The organism is Lactiplantibacillus paraplantarum (assembly GCF_003641145.1).
Taxonomy (GTDB): domain Bacteria; phylum Bacillota; class Bacilli; order Lactobacillales; family Lactobacillaceae; genus Lactiplantibacillus; species Lactiplantibacillus paraplantarum.
The window spans coordinates 296,822-314,862 of record NZ_CP032744.1; the positions used below are offsets into that span (position 1 = coordinate 296,822).

At 43.3% G+C, this 18,041-nt stretch carries 20 protein-coding genes; 10 read left to right on the top strand and 10 right to left on the bottom strand.

The features are described from left to right. Positions 1-32 precede the first annotated feature (32 nt). From LP667_RS01355 to LP667_RS01380, 6 genes are all read right to left on the bottom strand, one after another. The gene (locus LP667_RS01355) at positions 33-1,103 is read right to left on the bottom strand and encodes an ABC transporter substrate-binding protein (RefSeq protein ID WP_021731986.1); all 1,071 of its coding nucleotides are present in this window, start codon (positions 1,101-1,103) and stop codon (positions 33-35) included. Continuing rightward, positions 1,100-1,915 carry an ABC transporter permease gene (locus tag LP667_RS01360; protein WP_033610035.1) on the bottom strand — a complete coding sequence of 272 codons (816 nt, stop codon included), beginning with the start codon at positions 1,913-1,915 and terminating at the stop codon, positions 1,100-1,102. The genes LP667_RS01355 and LP667_RS01360 overlap by 4 nt, the downstream gene beginning before the upstream one ends. Beyond that, positions 1,915-2,748 carry an ABC transporter permease gene (locus LP667_RS01365; RefSeq protein ID WP_021731984.1) on the bottom strand — a complete coding sequence of 278 codons (834 nt, stop codon included), beginning with the start codon at positions 2,746-2,748 and terminating at the stop codon, positions 1,915-1,917. The genes LP667_RS01360 and LP667_RS01365 overlap by 1 nt, the downstream gene beginning before the upstream one ends. Before the next feature lie 12 nt (positions 2,749-2,760). Beyond that, positions 2,761-3,858, bottom strand: a complete 1,098-nt coding sequence (locus LP667_RS01370; protein ID WP_021731983.1) for an ABC transporter ATP-binding protein — start codon at positions 3,856-3,858, stop codon at positions 2,761-2,763. 70 nt (positions 3,859-3,928) lie between these two features. Then, positions 3,929-4,471, bottom strand: a complete 543-nt coding sequence (locus LP667_RS01375) for a helix-turn-helix domain-containing protein (protein WP_021731982.1) — start codon at positions 4,469-4,471, stop codon at positions 3,929-3,931. Positions 4,472-4,961: 490 nt separating this feature from the next. Beyond that, on the bottom strand, positions 4,962-5,429 hold the full coding sequence (locus LP667_RS01380; RefSeq protein WP_021731981.1) for an ASCH domain-containing protein: 468 nt from the start codon (positions 5,427-5,429) through the stop codon (positions 4,962-4,964). 184 nt (positions 5,430-5,613) lie between these two features. On the opposite strand from LP667_RS01380, the gene LP667_RS01385 reads away from it, so the two are divergent. The 6 genes from LP667_RS01385 (at position 5,614) to LP667_RS01410 (ending at position 9,434) form a co-directional block, all read left to right on the top strand. After that, on the top strand, positions 5,614-6,102 hold the full coding sequence (locus LP667_RS01385) for a GNAT family N-acetyltransferase (RefSeq protein ID WP_021731980.1): 489 nt from the start codon (positions 5,614-5,616) through the stop codon (positions 6,100-6,102). Beyond that, entirely contained in the window at positions 6,102-6,629 is a 528-nt protein-coding gene (locus LP667_RS01390) for a GNAT family N-acetyltransferase (RefSeq protein WP_021731979.1), read from the top strand. Before LP667_RS01385 ends, LP667_RS01390 begins: the two co-directional genes overlap by 1 nt. 93 nt (positions 6,630-6,722) lie before the next feature. After that, complete coding sequence (locus tag LP667_RS01395; protein WP_021731978.1) at positions 6,723-6,908, top strand: hypothetical protein; 186 nt, start codon at positions 6,723-6,725, stop codon at positions 6,906-6,908. 258 nt (positions 6,909-7,166) lie between these two features. Then, a complete protein-coding gene (locus LP667_RS01400; protein ID WP_021731977.1) occupies positions 7,167-7,523 on the top strand; it encodes a GntR family transcriptional regulator in 357 nt (118 codons plus the stop codon). Then, complete coding sequence (locus tag LP667_RS01405) at positions 7,520-8,413, top strand: ATP-binding cassette domain-containing protein (protein WP_021731976.1); 894 nt, start codon at positions 7,520-7,522, stop codon at positions 8,411-8,413. Before LP667_RS01400 ends, LP667_RS01405 begins: the two co-directional genes overlap by 4 nt. A 13-nt stretch (positions 8,414-8,426) precedes the next feature. Beyond that, positions 8,427-9,434, top strand: a complete 1,008-nt coding sequence (locus tag LP667_RS01410) for a hypothetical protein (RefSeq protein ID WP_021731975.1) — start codon at positions 8,427-8,429, stop codon at positions 9,432-9,434. Between the two features lie 120 nt (positions 9,435-9,554). Here LP667_RS01410 and LP667_RS01415 read toward each other — a convergent pair whose 3' ends face one another. Further along, the gene (locus LP667_RS01415) at positions 9,555-10,925 is read right to left on the bottom strand and encodes an aldehyde dehydrogenase family protein (protein ID WP_021731974.1); all 1,371 of its coding nucleotides are present in this window, start codon (positions 10,923-10,925) and stop codon (positions 9,555-9,557) included. 435 nt (positions 10,926-11,360) lie between these two features. Between LP667_RS01415 and fba the strand changes: the two genes are divergently transcribed. The 3 genes from fba (at position 11,361) to LP667_RS01430 (ending at position 13,077) form a co-directional block, all read left to right on the top strand. Next, entirely contained in the window at positions 11,361-12,224 is an 864-nt protein-coding gene (gene fba, locus LP667_RS01420; RefSeq protein ID WP_021731972.1) for a class II fructose-1,6-bisphosphate aldolase, read from the top strand. A 351-nt stretch (positions 12,225-12,575) separates the two neighbouring features. Next, complete coding sequence (locus LP667_RS01425) at positions 12,576-12,749, top strand: helix-turn-helix transcriptional regulator (protein WP_420828546.1); 174 nt, start codon at positions 12,576-12,578, stop codon at positions 12,747-12,749. A gap of 4 nt (positions 12,750-12,753) precedes the next feature. Then, a complete protein-coding gene (locus LP667_RS01430) occupies positions 12,754-13,077 on the top strand; it encodes a hypothetical protein (protein ID WP_033609523.1) in 324 nt (107 codons plus the stop codon). Between the two features lie 223 nt (positions 13,078-13,300). Here the strand turns inward: LP667_RS01430 and LP667_RS01435 are convergent, their stop codons facing one another. The 3 genes from LP667_RS01435 to LP667_RS01445 all read right to left on the bottom strand — a co-directional run bounded on the left by LP667_RS01435 (position 13,301) and on the right by LP667_RS01445 (position 15,911). Beyond that, on the bottom strand, positions 13,301-14,617 hold the full coding sequence (locus tag LP667_RS01435) for an MFS transporter (protein ID WP_021731970.1): 1,317 nt from the start codon (positions 14,615-14,617) through the stop codon (positions 13,301-13,303). Between the two features lie 179 nt (positions 14,618-14,796). Further along, complete coding sequence (locus LP667_RS01440) at positions 14,797-15,699, bottom strand: SPFH domain-containing protein (RefSeq protein WP_021731969.1); 903 nt, start codon at positions 15,697-15,699, stop codon at positions 14,797-14,799. A gap of 11 nt (positions 15,700-15,710) precedes the next feature. After that, the gene (locus LP667_RS01445) at positions 15,711-15,911 is read right to left on the bottom strand and encodes a hypothetical protein (RefSeq protein WP_021731968.1); all 201 of its coding nucleotides are present in this window, start codon (positions 15,909-15,911) and stop codon (positions 15,711-15,713) included. A 678-nt stretch (positions 15,912-16,589) separates the two neighbouring features. Between LP667_RS01445 and LP667_RS01450 the strand changes: the two genes are divergently transcribed. Next, positions 16,590-18,002 carry a C69 family dipeptidase gene (locus LP667_RS01450; RefSeq protein ID WP_021731967.1) on the top strand — a complete coding sequence of 471 codons (1,413 nt, stop codon included), beginning with the start codon at positions 16,590-16,592 and terminating at the stop codon, positions 18,000-18,002. Positions 18,003-18,041 lie beyond the last annotated feature (39 nt).

Below are 18,041 nucleotides of genomic sequence, written 5' to 3' on the forward strand. Positions count from 1 at the left end.
GAACTGATGTCAATGCTAACACGGCAAGTCAATCAGTGATGCATCTTAAATTCCAAGTAACGATCATTGTACAGGCCAACTTTAGCTGGTGATAAGTCTTGGTAGATTTGGAGATGCTTAATGGTATTGTTGTCTGGATAAAATTGGCGGTCATTTCGAATTGACTTAGGTAGCAGCGCCTTAGCTTTCCGATTAGGTGTTGCATAGCCAATGTACTCTGCATTTTGCGCGGCATTCTTAGGTTCACTCATAAAGTTCAAGAAGGCGTAAATTGCCTTGAAATGTTTGGCCGTTTTTGGAATGACTAAGTTGTCGAACCATAAGTTACTTCCTTCAGAGGGGACAACGTAATGCAAGTGCGAATTGCCAGCCAACATTTCACTGGCTTCACCAGACCAGTCGACCGCGATCGCTGCCTCATTTTGGATCATGTACATCTTGATTTCATCAGCAACAACGGCCTTAACGTTGGGCGATAGTCGGTTTAACTTGTTACGAGCAGCGAGCAAGGTAGCGGGGTTGGTTGTGTTCATAGACTGGTTCATTGATGCGAGCGCAAAACCCATCACGTCGCGGGCGCTATCAATTAGCATGATCTTGTTGTGGTACTTTTGTTGCCACAAGTTATTCCAATGCTGAATACGCCCCGGTTGAACGTACTTGTCGTTGTAAATGATCCCCAGGGTACCCCAGAAATAAGGAACTGAATAGCGATTATGCCGATCGAAGTCTAAATTCATGAAGCGTGAGTCATAGTTCTGCATCCCGGTCAGCTTACTTTTATCAAGTGGTAAGAGCAGGTGGGCTTTTTTCATTTTTTCAATCATGTAATCACTAGGAACCGTTAAGTCATAGCTCGTACCGCCCTGTTTGATCTTGGTATACATGGCTTCGTTGCTATCAAAGGTCTCCACGTTAACGTGGTAGCCCGTCTGCTTCTGAAACTTGGTCAGTAAACTTGGATCGATATAATCTCCCCAAGTATATAAATTCAAGACCTTTTTGCCAGTACTACCAGAGCTTGTCTGTAAGCGTTGGGCGCCGAATGCTAGTAAGCCACAAACTGCTAGCAGGCTAACGATGATGCTCAATAATTTTTTCATTTCCGCCGCCCCCTGACTGCTGGCCGCCGGTGCCGTCGGCTATATTGATTGATGAAGTAGTAGCCAATTACTAACACTAGGGCCATCAAGAACATTAGGCCTGATAGGGCGTTGATTTCCAAGTTGATACCTTGGCGAGCCCGCGAATAGATTTCAACGGATAAGGTACTAAAACCGTTCCCGGTAACGAAGAAGGTAACAGCAAAGTCATCCAGGGAGTAGGTCAGCGCCATAAAGAAGCCAGAAAAAATTCCGGGCATGATGTATGGCACAATGATCTGACTGAGTAGTTGCCAATTGTTAGCACCTAAATCAGCCGCTGCGTCTAGTAAACTACTACTCATTTCTTGAATCTTGGGTAAGACCATTAACACCACGATTGGAATTGAAAAGGCAATGTGACTCAGTAAGACCGAGCCAAAGCCTAGCGGAATTTTAAGCGCGGTGAAGAAAATCAAAAAACTGGCCCCAATAATAACGTCGGGGGAAACCATTAGGATGTTATTTAACGATAATAAAGTATTGCGAGTTATCGGTTTGGTCGTACTATTGATACCGAGTGCTCCCAGAGTCCCGATGATAGTAGCTAACAATGACGATAAGAGTGCAATCAAGATAGTGTCGAGAAAAATGGCAATTAAGCGACTATCGGCAAATAAGTCCTGGTAGTGTTGCCAGGTAAAACCATGAAAGTTATTCATGGTCGTACCTTGGCTAAAGGAGTAGACGACCAAAAAAATAATCGGCGCGTATAGCACAATAAAGACGAGCCACAGGTATAAGTTGCGCCACTTAAAGTTACGTAAGGTCATTATTTCGTTAACCCCTTTCGTGTGCGCTTTTTACTGCCACCAGTTAGCCACATAATGATAACCATTGCGATAATCAAGACGACACCAATCGTGGAACCCATGCCCCAGTTCATCGTCGTCAAGAAGTGTTCTTCAATCGCAGTTCCCAGCGTGATTACTTTGTTACCCCCGATTAGACGAGTCAACATGAAGAGCGATAGTGAGGGAATGAAGACAGCTTGAATTCCCGCTTTAACACCGGGAAGTGTCAGTGGAAAAATCACGCGACTAAAAGTTTGCCAATTCGTTGCGCCTAAGTCACGACTAGCATTAACGTAGGACGGATTCAGTTCACTAATAGAGTTATAGATGGGTAAGACCATAAATGGAATCTGAATATAGGCTGCGACAAAAATAAAGCTAAAATTAGTGAAGAGTAGCTGCTTAGGACCAATGCCGATGAAGCTTAGAAACTGGTTAGCAATCCCCGCCTGACTGAAGATGCCAATGAACGCATAGGCCTTGAGTAATAAGTTGATCCACGTTGGCATAATGATCAGGAGTAGCCACAGTTGCGGATGCTTTGTCTCGTTGAGTAGGTAAGCTGTGGGATAGCTGATTAACAATGTTGCGAGTGTGATCAAGAAGGCATACCAAACAGAGTTGAGTGTCATCATCAAGTAAGTGTTGGATGAAAAATAGGTTTGGTAATTACTCAGTGTAAATTGCCCGTTAATGTTAAAAAATGATTGATAAATTAATAGTAATACTGGCGCAATGACGAAGAGGATGATCCACAACATGTACGGAATAAAATAGGCCGTGTTACGACTCAGCCGTTGTTTTTGCTGCATAATTGCCACCTCCTAGTCATCTTCGTATTGTTCAAGGCGGGCATCGAAGGCCGCTTCGCTTTCATTGAGCCGCATGACGTGAATGTCTTGCGGGTCAAAGGTTAAGCCAATTGGTTCACCTTCCGCTGCTGGATTAGTTGAGTGAACCAGCCACTCATTATGATCGGTATCGTAAGCGACGATTTCAAAATAGTTACCCCGGAATAGTTGGGAGTCGACAGTAACGACCAGCTTACCTTGATCAGCAGCGACGATATCGAGATCTTCTGGTCGGAGTACGACTTCGACCGGTTCATTGGGTTGCATTCCAGCATCGGCACACTCAAATTGCTTGCCAACAAATTCCACTTCAAAATCTTTGAGCATTTTGCCCGGAATGATGTTACTTTCACCAATGAAGTTAGCCACGAAATGGTTAATGGGTTCGTCGTAAATATCGACTGGCGAACCGCCTTGTAAAATTTCACCAGCGTTCATGACGAAGATTTCATCGCTCATTGCCAGAGCTTCCTCCTGGTCATGAGTAACGAAGAGAAAGGTAATGCCTAGCCGTTGTTGTAAGTCGCGTAGTTCATACTGCATATCTTTGCGAAGCTTAGCATCGAGGGCCGATAATGGCTCATCAAGTAAGAGCACCTTAGGCTGCATAACTAGTGCGCGCGCAATCGCGACTCGTTGTTGTTGACCGCCAGAAATCTCACTAATTTCGCGGTCACCCAAGTCGGCTAATTGAACCATCGCAAGTGCTTTTTGGACGCGCGTTTCAATCTCATCCTTAGCGACCTTGTGTAGTTTAAGGCCGAAAGCGACATTTTCCGCTACGTTCAGGTGTGGAAAAAGGGCGTAGTCTTGAAAGACTGTGTTGACTTGGCGTTGATTGGCCGGCAGGGTGTTGATGACTTGACCGTCAAAATAAACTTGACCAGAAGTAGCATCGGTAAAGCCTGCAATGGTGCGCAAAATGGTTGTTTTACCACAGCCAGAAGGGCCGAGTAAGGTATAGAACTTACCAGCTTCGAGATCTAAGTCGATATTTTTTAAAACTTGATGTTCCCCGTAACTTTTGGTTACGTTGGTTAACCGAATAATAGGTTGTGTATTAACCCCCAAAGTAAAGACCTCCTTAAAACGTGTACCGAGCCATTGTAACTTAAAATGGGCTCGATAGGGTGTGACATGATTATAGGTAGGACGCGGTCGTAACCAAGGTGAACGTGCAGGATGTGGTCCCTAGGTTGCGGATCTGATGCGTCTTAGTCGCGTGAAAGTATAGCGTATCACCTGCATTGGCAGTGTATTGCTGTGTGCCGAGCTGTAAGCTTAAAGTGCCGGTTTGGACCATAATGAAGGTCTCTGCCGGCGACGGCTCAAAAGATTTGAAGCGACCATTAGGAGATAGTGTAATGGTGACCGGTTCTAATTGATTGTCGTTAGAGGCTGGTACAAGCCATTTTACACGGTATCCTAAGGCTTCGTCGTCATACGTGGTCTGATCTGCAGGATGGTAGACCAATTTATGAGGAGGTTGTTCCGCCGCAAAAAAATCGCTGGGCGCACAACCAAGCACTTCAAGAATCGCAAAGAAAGTTTCCATTGAGGGTGATGATTGATTATGCTCTAACTGTGATATGTAGCCTTTGCTGAGGTCAGTTCGTTCACCGAGTTCTTCTTGTGTAAGCTGTTTTTGAATCCGTAAGTTGCGGATACGTTGACCAATGTCCATGACATTCACCTCGAATCGTTTTTGTTTTGTTAAACTAAACAATAAGTTTAGTACGAGCTTTAATTATAATGAAAAATGACGTGGTGACAAGTACTTTTTGCAATCATCGATCAGTTATTTTGCGCTTCGCGTATTGGCCCGCCGAATCACACGTGGATTAAGGGTTGGGGCAATAATGACGGTGTTTGGTTAGTGAATAAATTAGTTAGGCAGATGCGGCTGTCACTGAAGCCTGTGCTTGCTACGATAAGGAAACAATGCCAAACCCGCATTAATCCCTTATCTAGGCAATGCTCAGCTTCAACCCGCGCGCCCTCACACTCTATTGAAACGTGCTCGGTGGCGCTGAAGCCTGCGCTTGCTACGATAAGAAATCAATGCCAAACCCGCATTAATCCCTTATCTAGGCAATGCTCAGCTTCAACCCGCGCCCCCTCACACTCTAATAAAAAAGCCCAAGACATCCGTCTTAGGCCGTTAACGTTGTTGATTAATCTGCGCGGTAAACGACTTCAAAAACTTCGCTGACCATTGGAGTATCCGATGAGAGATTTTTACCGTGTTCTTCTAACGTTGGCGTAAATTCTTCCGTCTTGCGCTTACGCCAATCACCGATGGTACGGTCACCGTCACCTTCGTGATAGGCGTGTTCTGCCGAGATTCGATAAAATGGAATAAGTTCGGACACGACCGTCTTGAGTACTGCAACGGGTTTCATTTCGCCATTCAAAAGAATGTTATAGTCCCCAACTTGGGGAATCGCAACTTGTTCTGCCGTATAGCTGTCCAATGGCGTGGTCGTAGCTGTCTTCGTACCGGCCAGAATAGCCTCGGCAAGGGCCTGCACTTCGGCGGGATTGTTTTGTTGACCGAACCAACGTGTTTGATAAGAAGCGCCGTGAGTATCGGTGGTTTCATTATAAGCGTTCCATAATTGTTCTGCTGATTGTGCTGGCATAAGCTTCACCTAATTTCGATAAGAATAGTGAATTGTTGGATATGTAACCGAATTCACAATTCAAGTATAGCATGTCACTTCTGAAAACGACATGCTCGACACTGGTTTTTCAAGGAAAATTAAGTCAGTCAACAATTCAACAACATTTGTTATAATAAATATACGAATTGGAGGGCGAAAATTAATGGAAATTACACCAGTTAAAATGACGGATCTACCACAAATTATGGCAATTGAGAAGTCTGGCTTTTCGAGAGCAGAAGCCGGTAGCGAAGCTGCTTATCGTGAACGCATTGAAAAGTTGGCTGATACCTTCCTAGTTGCCCGTGATGGTGCAGTTGTACTTGGCTTTATTGTGGGACCAGCATTAGGGGCCCGCTACATTGAAGACGCCATGTTTGCAACGACTCCGACTAATTTACCGCGAGGTGGGCATCAGCTTGTATTCACATTGGCGGTCTCACCGTTAGCACGTCACCAACAAATCGGTAGCCAGTTGTTAACGGCCTTGGCTGAAAATGCACAAGCACATGGGCGTACTAGTATGGCACTGACTTGCTTGGAGCGACTAATTCCATTCTATGAGCGCAATGGGTTTGTTAATCAGGGCATTGCAGCGTCTGAACATGCGGGTGAAACTTGGTATAATTTAGAGAAAGTCTGGACTGATTGATGAAACTAGCAACTTTACAAGCACAGCTACCGAATTTTAAAATTCGATTATTAACCTTGGCTGATCAAGAGGCACTGTTAGCCTTGGAACAAAGTAATCCACGTTACCATCAGTATTTTTCACCAGAACCGTTAACAATGACCGAAATTCGACATGATTTAACTGCCCACCCAGATGAAATTGCGGCCGCACAAAAGCAGGTTTTTGGATTCTATCTCGCTAATCGGCTAGTGGCCGTCTTAGATCTTTTAAATCAGTATCCTCAAGAACAATTACTGTTTGTTGGATTGTTAATGGTTAATCAAACTTATCAACGTAAGTCAGTGGGCCAAGTGATAATGACGGGGCTTATGCAGGCTGCATTACAAAGCAATATCACGGCCATTCAATTAACGCGTGTTACCGCTGATGATGGGGTGGCTCGATTCTGGCACCGTTTGGGTTTTGAAGATGGTAATCAGTTGTTTTTACCATTGAAAGCAGGCGGCCGGTTAGCAGTGACGACAATGACACGGATGCTCCAATAGAATTCTCATGAAACTCTTAGTGATAAGGACTAGTAAGCAATATCAGGCATGTTAAACTCATGGTGACTAATAAATAGAAATGAGGTTAACACGATGATTAAGCGTTGGGGAAAGGCTGAGACCGGTATGTTGATTACAGCAATTGTGCTGTTGATGGTGATTTTTACATTCTTTGAGATCACGGCTAGTTTGACAGTCAGTGTCATTGCCTTTCCGATTAGTTTGATTGTGTTGATGGCGATTATGGAATATGCCGCAACGGAATTACGGCGAAAATAGTCGCCTTATTGACGAATGAAGTAGTAGCAGTCCGCATTTGTAGGTCCTACCTGCAGATGCGGACTTTTATATTGTCATGTTAAAGACCGGGTGCCTTAACAATTGGTAGTAGGTATGCTCGTGATGGTTTGATTAGTAATAGTAACCTACTAACTTTACCGCGATAGTTATTTTAACTTTTTCTTACCTTGTTAGTTACTGTACTATGCTGTACTATTTGGTTTAAGTAAATTACTATACGTTTATGGAGGTGTGGCTATGCAGATTGATCATAGTAGTGGCTATCCATACTATGCGCAGTTAGTAGCGGGAATTAAGCAAGATATTGCGCACGGCGTGTTAGGTAGTGGTGAACAATTACCGTCAGTGCGCGCAATGGCTCGCCGACACTTGCTCAATCCGAATACGGTCAGCAAAGCTTACAAGCAACTAGAAGCGCAACACGTTATTCAAACCGTACCCGGTAAAGGGACCTATGTGAACGTGAGTGACTCGACGGTGCTACGGCAAGAAGTCCATGAAAAGTTAGCACAAATTGTCAAGTTAGCCTACCAAAGTGGCGTGAGTATCACTGAATTGCATGGATGGCTTGATCAAATGGGGGAACCAGTATGAGTTTAGTAATTAATCAGTTAAGTAAACAAATTGACCACCGGACGACTTTAAATCAGATTAGTTTTACAATTGAACCAGGACAAATCGTAGGCGTTGTAGGGCGTAATGGGGTCGGTAAAACAACGCTTTTTCGAACGATCAATGGTCAATATCTAGCTGACAGTGGAGATGTCAGTATTGATGGCCAAGTTATTGCGACCAAGCCCCAATTGCGTACGCAACTGTGTTTTATTGATCCGTTAGCGAATTTTTTTAAAGGCGCAACGATTAAACAAATTCAGTGGTATTACCAGACTGCCTATCCAAATTTTAATAATGCTAAGTTTGAACAGCTATTAAATCGGTATCATTTGACGTCTAAGCAGAAGCTGCGTCATTTTTCTAAGGGGACTTTTGGCCTGTTCACAATTATTTTGAGTGTGGCAACTGAGGCACCTTACTTGTTCTTAGATGAGCCGTTGGATGGCTTGGATGTACTGATTCGCAAAAATATTCTCGGTATCTTGATTGACGAAGTGGCGACTGGTGAGCGTTCAATTGTCATTGCCTCTCATAACTTAGTTGAGCTAGAAGGTGTTATTGATCGAGCCCTGATGTTGAAAAATGGGCAAATTGTGAATGACTATCAACTGGAAACAATGCGTAGTAATGCACGTAAAGTACAACTGGTGTATCGTGACAAACAAATTCCAGCTGTTGTTAAGCAGTTAGGACGCATCGTCCACGTTTCTGGACGGGTAATAGTTGTAGTATTTGAGGACTTTAACGCCACGGTGCAGGCCAAGCTAGCGGCGACTAAGCCAGTGTTCCAAGAGGAGTTACCACTTTCGTTGGCTGATTTGTTTATGGCTAATCTAACGGATGAAGCGGATTTTGAATTGTTATCTTAGGGGGGGCGTTGAAATGACTAAACGGAAATTGTGGCAGTTATTATGGCGCCACTATCGGACTTTATTATTAACGGCAGGGGTTATCCTGCTTTTAGCTGGGATAAAAGAAGGATACAGTGTTACCCATAATCCTTCCCTGTATATTGCGGCCCATGCGACCAACTTTACGTTAACGAGCGTAACGGGGGTGCGGACGATTGCCAGTTTGGGTGTTAGTTTTGTATTAGGAATCTTGCTATTCTTAACCGATAATTTTACGAACTTTGACCAATATCTATTTAGTTTACCGGTAACGCGCCGACGAATCTATCGACGTAAAATCGGCTTGCTGATAGGGACACTGATCAGCGGTTATGTCGTGATGGAAGTTAGTTTTGGATTAATTGCTTGGCGGGCAATAGTTAATAGACACGTACAGATTAACTGGAATGCAACCTTGTATGAAGACCTTGAAACATTGGCAGCAATCTTAACACTTAGCTTATTGGCAGCTACGTTTGGTTTATGGGTCGGGCACGTCTTTGCGAGTGTGTTGGCGGCTTTTGTCTTCACCTGCAGTCTTGTTTTTGCGTATGATGGCTTGATTAATGTCGTTGCTGGATTAACTGGTCTGAAATATCGGCAAGTGGACGTGCTAGGACGATTACAAGGGCATCAGTTAAGTGGGGTATTGACGATCCTGGCACTGTGCCTAGTCATTAGCGGTTGTCTGTATTGGCTAGATCAGTGGGCCTTTGAGCATCTATCATTAGAAAGTAGCCAAGATTTTTTCCGCTTTCCACAGTGGCGGGGCACGGTGCTAGGATTCTCGATCGGTTACTTGATTGTGGCAATTAGTTGTTCGCAATTTGGAACGGGAATTTTGGGTATGGTGACTGATAACTACCGGGCACAAATGCCGTTGTTAGCAGGGATTATTATGGCCTTAGTTGTTGCCTACTTGACTTGGAGTTTGGGACGGTGGTTTCTATACCGGCCAGACAAATTCCGGGATGTGTGGACGTTTAAAAAATTGGCTTAGGTAACGAGATCATAACTAAAACGTGCCCGCTAGTGTCAGATTAAACTGACATTAGCGGGCACGTTTTTTAGCGGCAAATGGATTATTTTAAATTTATAACCTGATTATTTTGACAAATCGTTAACGAATTTGGTGTAAGCGCTTGGCAACAGTCTTGATATTAAGCAAGTCCCAATCCTCTAAATTATGAGAAATTGAGTTGTGTCCCCATGTTCCGCAGCCGAGTGTTAAAGAAGGGGCAACATTATCGTACTTGTAGCCAATGGCCCCCTGAGATGACGGTACGTTGATCAGCGCGCGACAAGCAGTCATTTCTAAGGCAAACTTTGTCATGACTGTCTCATCAGTGGTGTGCAAAGCGGCAGTATGACCTAAGCCACCAAGTGCCAGACTGCGCTTCATCAGATTGAAGCCTGTCGCAGTATCTTTGGCATGAACAACAGCGAGGACTGGTGATAATTTTTCACGTGATAAGACTTGGTCGCCGCCGATGCTAGGTAATTCAACAGCGAGGACTTTAGTGTCAGTTGGAACGTCGAAACCAGCCCACTGGGCAATCTGCCATGGTGTTTGTCCGGCGACTTTAGGGTCTACCGCTTGTTTATCAAGGTTCATGACGGTTGCTTCTAAGGCCTTGAAGTTGTCGGGACCGACAAAGTAAACACCGTTGTGACTTAATTCACTTTTAACTTGATCGTAAATTTGATCGGCAACGATTAGATTAGATTCAGACGCACAGATCATCCCATTGTCAAACGACTTGGAGGTAATAACGTCACTGACCGCTTGCTGAATGTTCGCCGTTTTCTCAATAAAACAAGGGACATTACCGGGACCAACACCTAAGGCTGGTTTGCCAGTCGAGTAAGCTGTTTTGACCATGCCAGCACCACCCGTGGCGATAATTGTGGCGACACCTGAATGATTCATAAGCGTGTTAGTTGCTTCTAAACTAGGTGCTTTAATCCATTGAATCCAATCTTTAGGTGCACCAGCCGCCATTGCTGCGTCACGGATAATACGACCAGTTTCGACACAAACCTTTTGAGCAAAGGGATGGAAACCAAAGATGATGGGATTACGTGTTTTGAGTGCCAACATGGCGTTGAAAATAACGGTTGATGTTGGATTCGTAACGGGGGTAACACCGGCAATGATACCGACTGGTTCGGCGACTTTCATCACGCCACTAACGGGATCATCATTAATGATACCGACAGTTTTGTCATCCTTGATGTAGTCGTAAACGTTGCGAGCAGCAAAGTCATTTTTAGCGACTTTATCACGATAATTACCGCGACCAGTTTCTTCGACAGCCATTGCTGCTAACATACCCCGGGCAGCGTGAGCAGCACGTGCCAGAGCAGCTACGGCCTTATCAACTTGTGTTTGATCCATGACTTCTAGCCGGTTAGCGGCTAATGAGGCGTTTAGAACTAACCGATCAATCGAACGCACGATATTGGTGTGTTCATCAATTTCTTTCAACATTAACGGTTCCTCCCATGCAAAAAATAACTTGTTGTTTATTTCACAATCACTATTATAAATACTTTTTCACAAATGTAAATAGTTGATTTTTGATTTCATTATTTTGCGATGCTTTAGCTTAATTGCTGATATATAGGCAATTAAAAATGTAATTAAAACTAGTGCTTACATTTTAATTTTGCCAATGGTTGTTATAACACTCACAAATGAATAACTATTGAATTTCCGGCACACCATTTTGAAAAAGGCGGTTAGAAAAATGATTTTAATAAACGTGGAAGGGCTTACAACGTGACGACTGTCCAAAAAATAGCGATTGACCGGTAATCGTTGGTTAATAAATATGACAAATCGGTTATCACTCCCATGTAAAATGTGCTAAAATGAATGTGATTCAAAAATCGTATCTCTTAATTAACCTAGGAGGGTTATTTTATGTCATTTGTAAATGCTGTTGATATGACACAAGACGCATACAAGAACCATTATGCTATTGGTGCGTTCAACACAAACAACCTTGAATGGACTCGTTGCATCTTGAAGGGTGCTCAAGACACTAACACCCCAGTTATTATCCAAGTTTCAATGGGTGCTGCTAAGTATATGGGCGGTTACAAGCTCGTTATGGACTTAGTTGCTGATACCATGGAAAGCATGAACATCACTGTTCCTGTTGTTATGCACTTAGACCACGGTAACTACGAAGCTGCCAAGGAATGTATCGAAGTTGGTTACTCATCAGTTATGTTTGATGGCCATGACCTACCATTTGCCGAAAACTTAGAAAAGACTAAGGAAATCGTCAAATTAGCTCATGCTAAGGGCATCTCTGTTGAAGCCGAAGTTGGTTCAATTGGTGGTGAAGAAGACGGTATCATCGGTGAAGGTGAATTAGCTGATGTTGAAGAAGCTAAGACTTTAGCTGCTACTGGTATCGACATCTTAGCCGCTGGGATTGGTAACATCCACGGCAAGTACCCAGAAAACTGGACTGGCTTACACTTCGATCGTCTTCAAGAAATCTCAGAAGCCGTTAAGATGCCATTGGTACTTCACGGTGGTTCTGGTATTCCTAAGGACCAAATCGTTAAGGCTGTTGAATTGGGAATTAGCAAGGTTAACGTTAACACCGAAAACCAAGTTGCTTTTGCCAACGCAACTCGTGCTTACATCGAATCTGGCGCAGACCAAATCGGTAAGGGCTACGACCCTCGTAAGTTATTGGCACCTGGTAAGAAAGCCATCGTTGATGTTGTTACATCACGGATTGGCTGGTTCAAGACTCCAGCTGTTAAATAATTGGATTTTTGATTCAGAAAAAGTCGACTCCTCGGGGTCGGCTTTTTTCATGCGCTTTTTTAGTTAGTCTTAGTAACAACCGAGCAAATTTTCGATAAATTATGACGCCAATTGGATTTTAAGTTGTAATTGATGGACATTCTTGTGGGTCACCATTCTTAAGATTGCTAAGTGCCGCTGTTAAATCGACTTAATGATTGTGATGATCGTAGTTTTAAGCCATGAACATGGTCAAGCGGTGTTACTTTAAAAATGGATAGTCAAAAGAATGATAGATTGTTATACTAATAATGTAAATAAAACCTTACTTTTTGTAAAGATGGTGTTACCTTGATTCACAATAAAATTAAAGTGTTACGAGCAGAACGCGACTGGACTCAAGCGGAGCTCGCGCAACGGTTAGGAATTTCACGACAAGCGGTTATTTCGATTGAGAAGTCTAAATATTATCCATCATTAGATTTGGCGTTCAAGATTGCGACAGTTTTTGCTTGTACTATTGAGGATATCTTTTATCGGGGGTGAAATAATGATTGAACAGGTCGGATTAGTAATAATCTTATTGACTATCATGGGAAGCTATTTGTATGCGACTCATAGAATAGCAAAGTTACAAAAGAATTATCATAATGATGAGCGGTGGCAACTGCTTAAGTTAAGGGCAGGAAACGTTACTAAAATATACTATGAGTCATTAATTATAATTATTGCTGTGCTAACGGTAATTTTATTGTGGGTTCCAACGCCAATAATGATACCACTGGATCGCATGTTGGTCATTGGAATGGTGATTATTATGGGAGGACAAGTTGTAGAATGTTTTGTCATTGCACGATTAGATAAAACGATGTGATTTTGTTGTACGTTATTGGGATGAATCTAGATGTAGAAAAATGAGGTGGGTCTGGAACAAAACTAAAAGTGTTCGGTTTCTTAAGAAAAGACTTCTTCTCAAGAAATCGAACACAATTTTTCTGTCAATATTGTCGAAACGTGCGTCAAAAGTTTGCTCGCAAGCAGCCCACCTTTAGTCCCACTCTCATCGCATTTTAGTGATCAGAATTAAAGATTAATAACTAAATATCAATCGCATCCTGCAATTGCCGTTCGTTATAAAAAATCAGTACGATAAACATGACGATGTAGAGCAGTAACGGCAACCAAGCATAGTTTAAGGTAATCATATGCTGAGTGGCAATGTTCTGCGCATGATTGGCGGTGTAGCCGCTTAAATGGAAGAGTCCGGCGGTGACTAAGCCACCAAGTCCTAAGCCGACATTAACGCCGAAGTCATCGGTAGAAGCTAAAATACCTTCTGCTTGAATTCCCAGTGCCGTACCGTAACGAATCGTGTCGGCAATCATAATTGAGACTAAGCCAATGATGAGGCCGTTACCAACGGCGTTAATCAGTGTGCCGCCAAAAACGAGGGAGAGCTGATTGATAGCCGTACCAAAGCCTAGAATTAATTGCCCCACGGCTGCAATGGTGATACCCGCCAACATGGTATTCTTCTTACCGTGGTGGTTGGCTAACCGAACAATTAAGATGACCCCAATCAGCGAGGCAAACGTAAAGCCGTTAACGACTGGAACTAAGTCTTCGCGTTGAATTAAATATTTGAAATAGTAGATGGTCGTTTGATTCTTGATAGCCGTCGTTAGCCAATATAATAGAATTACCGTGGATAAGATAAACCAAGGTTGATTCTGCTTGAGCATGCCCCACACCGCATTTAGCGATTGATGGGGCCGTTCAGGTTGGCTAAAGCGTTCCTTAACTTGGAAAAAAGTATTCAGAATTAGCACTAGTGAGATCAGACCAAATAAGACAATCGTTAATAAAAAGCCCCGTTGCTGGTTGCCCTGACCGAATAGCGCAACTAGTGGCAAGGTGAAGACAGCAACAATAATTTGCACACTACTACCGAAGAATTGACGAATCACGCCCAGTAACGTTAATTCACGTTCATTTTGGGAAAGCGCCGGTAAGATTGATGTAATTGGTAAGTTAACGGCTGTATAAAAGAAACCTAATCCTAAGTAGGTCACGTAAGCCCAGATGAGCTTGCCAGTCGCGCCAAAGTCCGGTGTGACGAAGGTTAGAACTGCGAACAAGACGTAAGGTAACGCGTACCATAAGAAAAACGGCCGGCTCTTACCGAAGCGCGAATGAGTGTGGTCGATCATGACGCCAATAATCAGGCTTTCAACGACATCGGCGAGACGCGCAACCACGAATAAAATTGCGGCGGCACTCGTCGATAAACCGTAAACGTCGGTATAAAAGAATAATAAGTACGTGGTCATCATCTGAAAGACTAAGTTATCCGCGGCATCACTGAGTCCATAACTGATTCTCTCTGGCCAAGCTGTTTGCCAAGGTTGTTTCAATATTAACACCTCTAAGTATGGTTTTGCACAATCTAATTCTAACCTAGTTGAGTGGGGAAACCTAACGTAAAGGTTTATAAAATTGAATGATCGTCAGCGTATTGATAACAGTACCAAAAATCCTTCAGTGGACTTAACCAACCTGAAGGATTTTTTGAGCGCTTATGATCATTTGTGAGTTACTTAGTAGTTAATTGACCGACCTTTGTGAGTGCGGGAATTAAGCCTAAACTATCTAACGTCTGGTTCGGTAAGACGACCGTATTGGCAGTGCCATCAGCTAGGGCTTTGACGGCTTCCGTGTTTTGGAAGATGAAGTAGTTCTCGGACGATTGTGCCAAGGCTTCATTTAAAATCCGCGTCCGGTAAGCGTCAGCGTCAGCTTCGGTTTGAATTGCCGTTGCTTTAGCTGTCGCACTATTCACTAGCGCTTCGTTTTGAGCTTTGTTGGTAGCTAGCAAGGCGCGGTTATTGGCTTCGTTTTCCAACGTTATCGACTTGCTCTTACCTTCAGCAGTGGCAATCGTGGCATCCCGTTCCCGAGTTGCCTGTAATAGTTTATTCATTGAGGCTTGAATGTCAGCGGATGGGTTAACAGAGTCGATATTGACCCGGTCGACATTTAAACCGTAACCAGCCGTGACGGAGGAGATTTCTTTGAATAGCGCAGCATTAATTTCTTGCGTTCCATTTAAGACTTCATTTAATTCTTTGTTCCCAATAATTCCCCGTAATGCTGCCCGGGTATCTTGAATCATACTACGAACGGAATCTTCATTTTTAAAGACGAAATCTTCGATGTTAGTGACGTGGTACTTGAGTGAAATTTTGACCGAGATTTCGGCGTTATCCTTGGTAATAACAACTTGTTGATTGAGATCGACCGGTGTTTGAGCCGTGTTAACGGTAATCACTCGTGAGATGAATGGTTTTATAAAATGAAAACCAGAACTGATGACGCGTTCGAACTTACCAAACGTTAAGACGACACCCTGGTTGGGCTGGGTGATGATTCGAATGGAAGCGACTAGTATTAAAACGACTAGTAAGATAATAATAATTGCAACGATGATGCCTACCATAATAATTCCCCCTATTGTTGTGGTGCGATGATCGTTACCGTTAGACCGTGCGCACTGACGGCCGTGATTTCAACGGTATCGTCGGTGTGTAGTGGTGTTGCGGCGTGCAAATGGTACAAGATGCCATAGAATGCGACGCCGTCAGTTAGATCGGTCGGTTTGATAATGAAGCGCTGACCGATTAAGCGCTGATCTAAGTATCCCTCTTGCATAGATGACCCACCTTTAATGTGATAATAATTAAATTATATGCTGTTTTTGGTGAGATTGATAGGGTGAACGTCCAAAATCAAGTTGTCCTAATACGTCATCTAGGATGGTAAATGCTGCCATGGGTGATTATCAAGGCGCTGTTAGCGGTAAATTAAGGTGCATTTATTCTTGAATCAGCTAGCGACTTAACCGTGCGTTCCCCCCGAAAAGCTGATGACACAAAAAACCTTCGTACGGGAATACGAAGGTCAAAAGGAGTAGGTCAGCATATGACGGGGAATCATATGCTGATAACCTGATGAGCGTTTATTCATATAAGCGGGGGGACGTTCACATGCCGCTCATCAGGCTGTCAAAGTTGTTACGCTTTGACGGATTTCATTACTTTGGAGGAGTAAATGAAAAGAATGTTAATTATTATAGTAGCAATCTTGGAGGGGGATCCTTAATTGCTATGACTACATATTAACAGCGAATTGTGAAGAAAATGTGATGATGATTTTTCAAAATTAAGAATTATTGATTAGATTACGAAAAGATTTATGGAATTCAATAAATTTATCAGCAATTAAAATTACGTAAGAATTATCTGTCAGCGCTTTCGCAATGGTGGCTTTTTAAATTAGAGCGTGTATCATTAATAATGATCACGGAAATTAAAGACAGGAGATGCTTGCATGTACGAACAAGCTTGTACCACGATTTTAGTTGGTAAGAAGGCGACCGTTGACGGCTCAACGATGATTGCCCGTAACGATGATACCTTTATGCCAATCACGCCACAAAAGTTTATTGTCCATCCTGCTGTTCATGGCCGCAAAGAGACGCTAACTTCTGGGAAGAACGGTTTCACCGCGCCACTTCCAGCGGATGGTTATCGCTATCAAGCTGTGCCTAACATTGAGGTTGCTGCGAAAGGCGTTTTTGAAGAAAATGGCTTTAACGAAAAAAATGTCGGTGTTTCTTCGACTGAAAGTGTCTATGGTAATGAACACACACTAACTTTCGACCCCTTCGTTCCTAACGGCCTTGCAGAAGATTCATTGCCAACCATGCTCACACCGTTTATCGATTCCGCTCGTGGCGGGGTGGCCTACTTAGGCCAATTAATTGCCAAGTACGGGTCACCAGAAGGTAACGGCGTCTTGTTCAATGATAAAGACGACGTATGGTACATGGAAATTGTCACAGGACATCACTGGGTTGCTCAACGGATTCCTGATGACGCCTACGCGGTGGCTGCCAACCAAGTTGCCATTCAATGGGTTGACTTTGATGACCCTGACAACTTTATGTGGTCCGATGGCATTCAGGAATTTGTTGCTGAACATCATTTGAACCCCGATAAAACCGGTTTTAACTTCCGCCATATTTTCGGTACTGATAACGAGAAAGATCGGCACTACAATACGCCGCGGGTCTGGTATGGGCAACGTTATTTTAATCCAGAAATTGAACAGGATCCTCAATCAAGTGAATTACCATTCATTTGTCACGCGGCTAAGAAAATCTCAGTGGCCGACGTTGAATTTGTACTCGGTTCACATTATAACGAAACAAAGTATGATCCCTTCTTGAATACGCCAGAAGCTAAGAAGTTCCGGCCAATCTCAATGAATCGGACTCAAAATTCACACGTCATGCAAGTTCGTAATGATGTACCTGAAGAACAAAGTGCGATTATGTGGATGACCTTTGGCGTGCCCGCTTTTGCACCATACTTACCTTTCCATGCGAATGTGACCGAAACCGATCCTAGTTTTGCGAACACACCATTAAAGCATGATACGAATAGTGCATATTGGCTCTACCGGACGTTGTCAATGATTGTTGAATCACACTATGCTGACTTTGTTCAAGATGATATTGACTATTTGAAGGAATGCCGAATTGAACTAGGTCAATTTGTAGCTGAAACGGATAAACAGGCCGCTAAGTTGTCTGGTGATGAATTGACGGCCTTCTTGACTGAACAAGATAAAGTGATGGTCGCAAAAATGCGTGACAAGGCCCAAGCACTGATTGGCCAATTAGTGACTAAGGGGTTAACGCTCTCAAAATTGACTTATAATGTTGACATCAATCTTTAAACTTTCTTCATTGCGGTGTCAGCGTGTATAATTAAAGTA

Bases quoted from the DNA above. Each gene is read 5' to 3' on its own strand.
- LP667_RS01375 (WP_021731982.1), bottom strand. From the start codon at position 4,471: ATGGACATTGGTCAACGTATCCGCAACTTACGGATTCAAAAACAGCTT.
- LP667_RS01365 (WP_021731984.1), bottom strand. From the start codon at position 2,748: ATGCAGCAAAAACAACGGCTGAGTCGTAACACGGCCTATTTTATTCCG.
- LP667_RS01405 (WP_021731976.1), top strand. From the start codon at position 7,520: ATGAGTTTAGTAATTAATCAGTTAAGTAAACAAATTGACCACCGGACG.
- LP667_RS01410 (WP_021731975.1), top strand. From the start codon at position 8,427: ATGACTAAACGGAAATTGTGGCAGTTATTATGGCGCCACTATCGGACT.
- LP667_RS01400 (WP_021731977.1), top strand. From the start codon at position 7,167: ATGCAGATTGATCATAGTAGTGGCTATCCATACTATGCGCAGTTAGTA.
- LP667_RS01430 (WP_033609523.1), top strand. From the start codon at position 12,754: ATGATTGAACAGGTCGGATTAGTAATAATCTTATTGACTATCATGGGA.
- LP667_RS01380 (WP_021731981.1), bottom strand. From the start codon at position 5,429: ATGCCAGCACAATCAGCAGAACAATTATGGAACGCTTATAATGAAACC.
- LP667_RS01440 (WP_021731969.1), bottom strand. From the start codon at position 15,699: ATGGTAGGCATCATCGTTGCAATTATTATTATCTTACTAGTCGTTTTA.
- LP667_RS01385 (WP_021731980.1), top strand. From the start codon at position 5,614: ATGGAAATTACACCAGTTAAAATGACGGATCTACCACAAATTATGGCA.
- LP667_RS01445 (WP_021731968.1), bottom strand. From the start codon at position 15,911: ATGCAAGAGGGATACTTAGATCAGCGCTTAATCGGTCAGCGCTTCATT.
- LP667_RS01390 (WP_021731979.1), top strand. From the start codon at position 6,102: ATGAAACTAGCAACTTTACAAGCACAGCTACCGAATTTTAAAATTCGA.
- LP667_RS01355 (WP_021731986.1), bottom strand. From the start codon at position 1,103: ATGAAAAAATTATTGAGCATCATCGTTAGCCTGCTAGCAGTTTGTGGC.
- fba (WP_021731972.1), top strand. From the start codon at position 11,361: ATGTCATTTGTAAATGCTGTTGATATGACACAAGACGCATACAAGAAC.
- LP667_RS01395 (WP_021731978.1), top strand. From the start codon at position 6,723: ATGATTAAGCGTTGGGGAAAGGCTGAGACCGGTATGTTGATTACAGCA.
- LP667_RS01360 (WP_033610035.1), bottom strand. From the start codon at position 1,915: ATGACCTTACGTAACTTTAAGTGGCGCAACTTATACCTGTGGCTCGTC.
- LP667_RS01415 (WP_021731974.1), bottom strand. From the start codon at position 10,925: ATGTTGAAAGAAATTGATGAACACACCAATATCGTGCGTTCGATTGAT.
- LP667_RS01450 (WP_021731967.1), top strand. From the start codon at position 16,590: ATGTACGAACAAGCTTGTACCACGATTTTAGTTGGTAAGAAGGCGACC.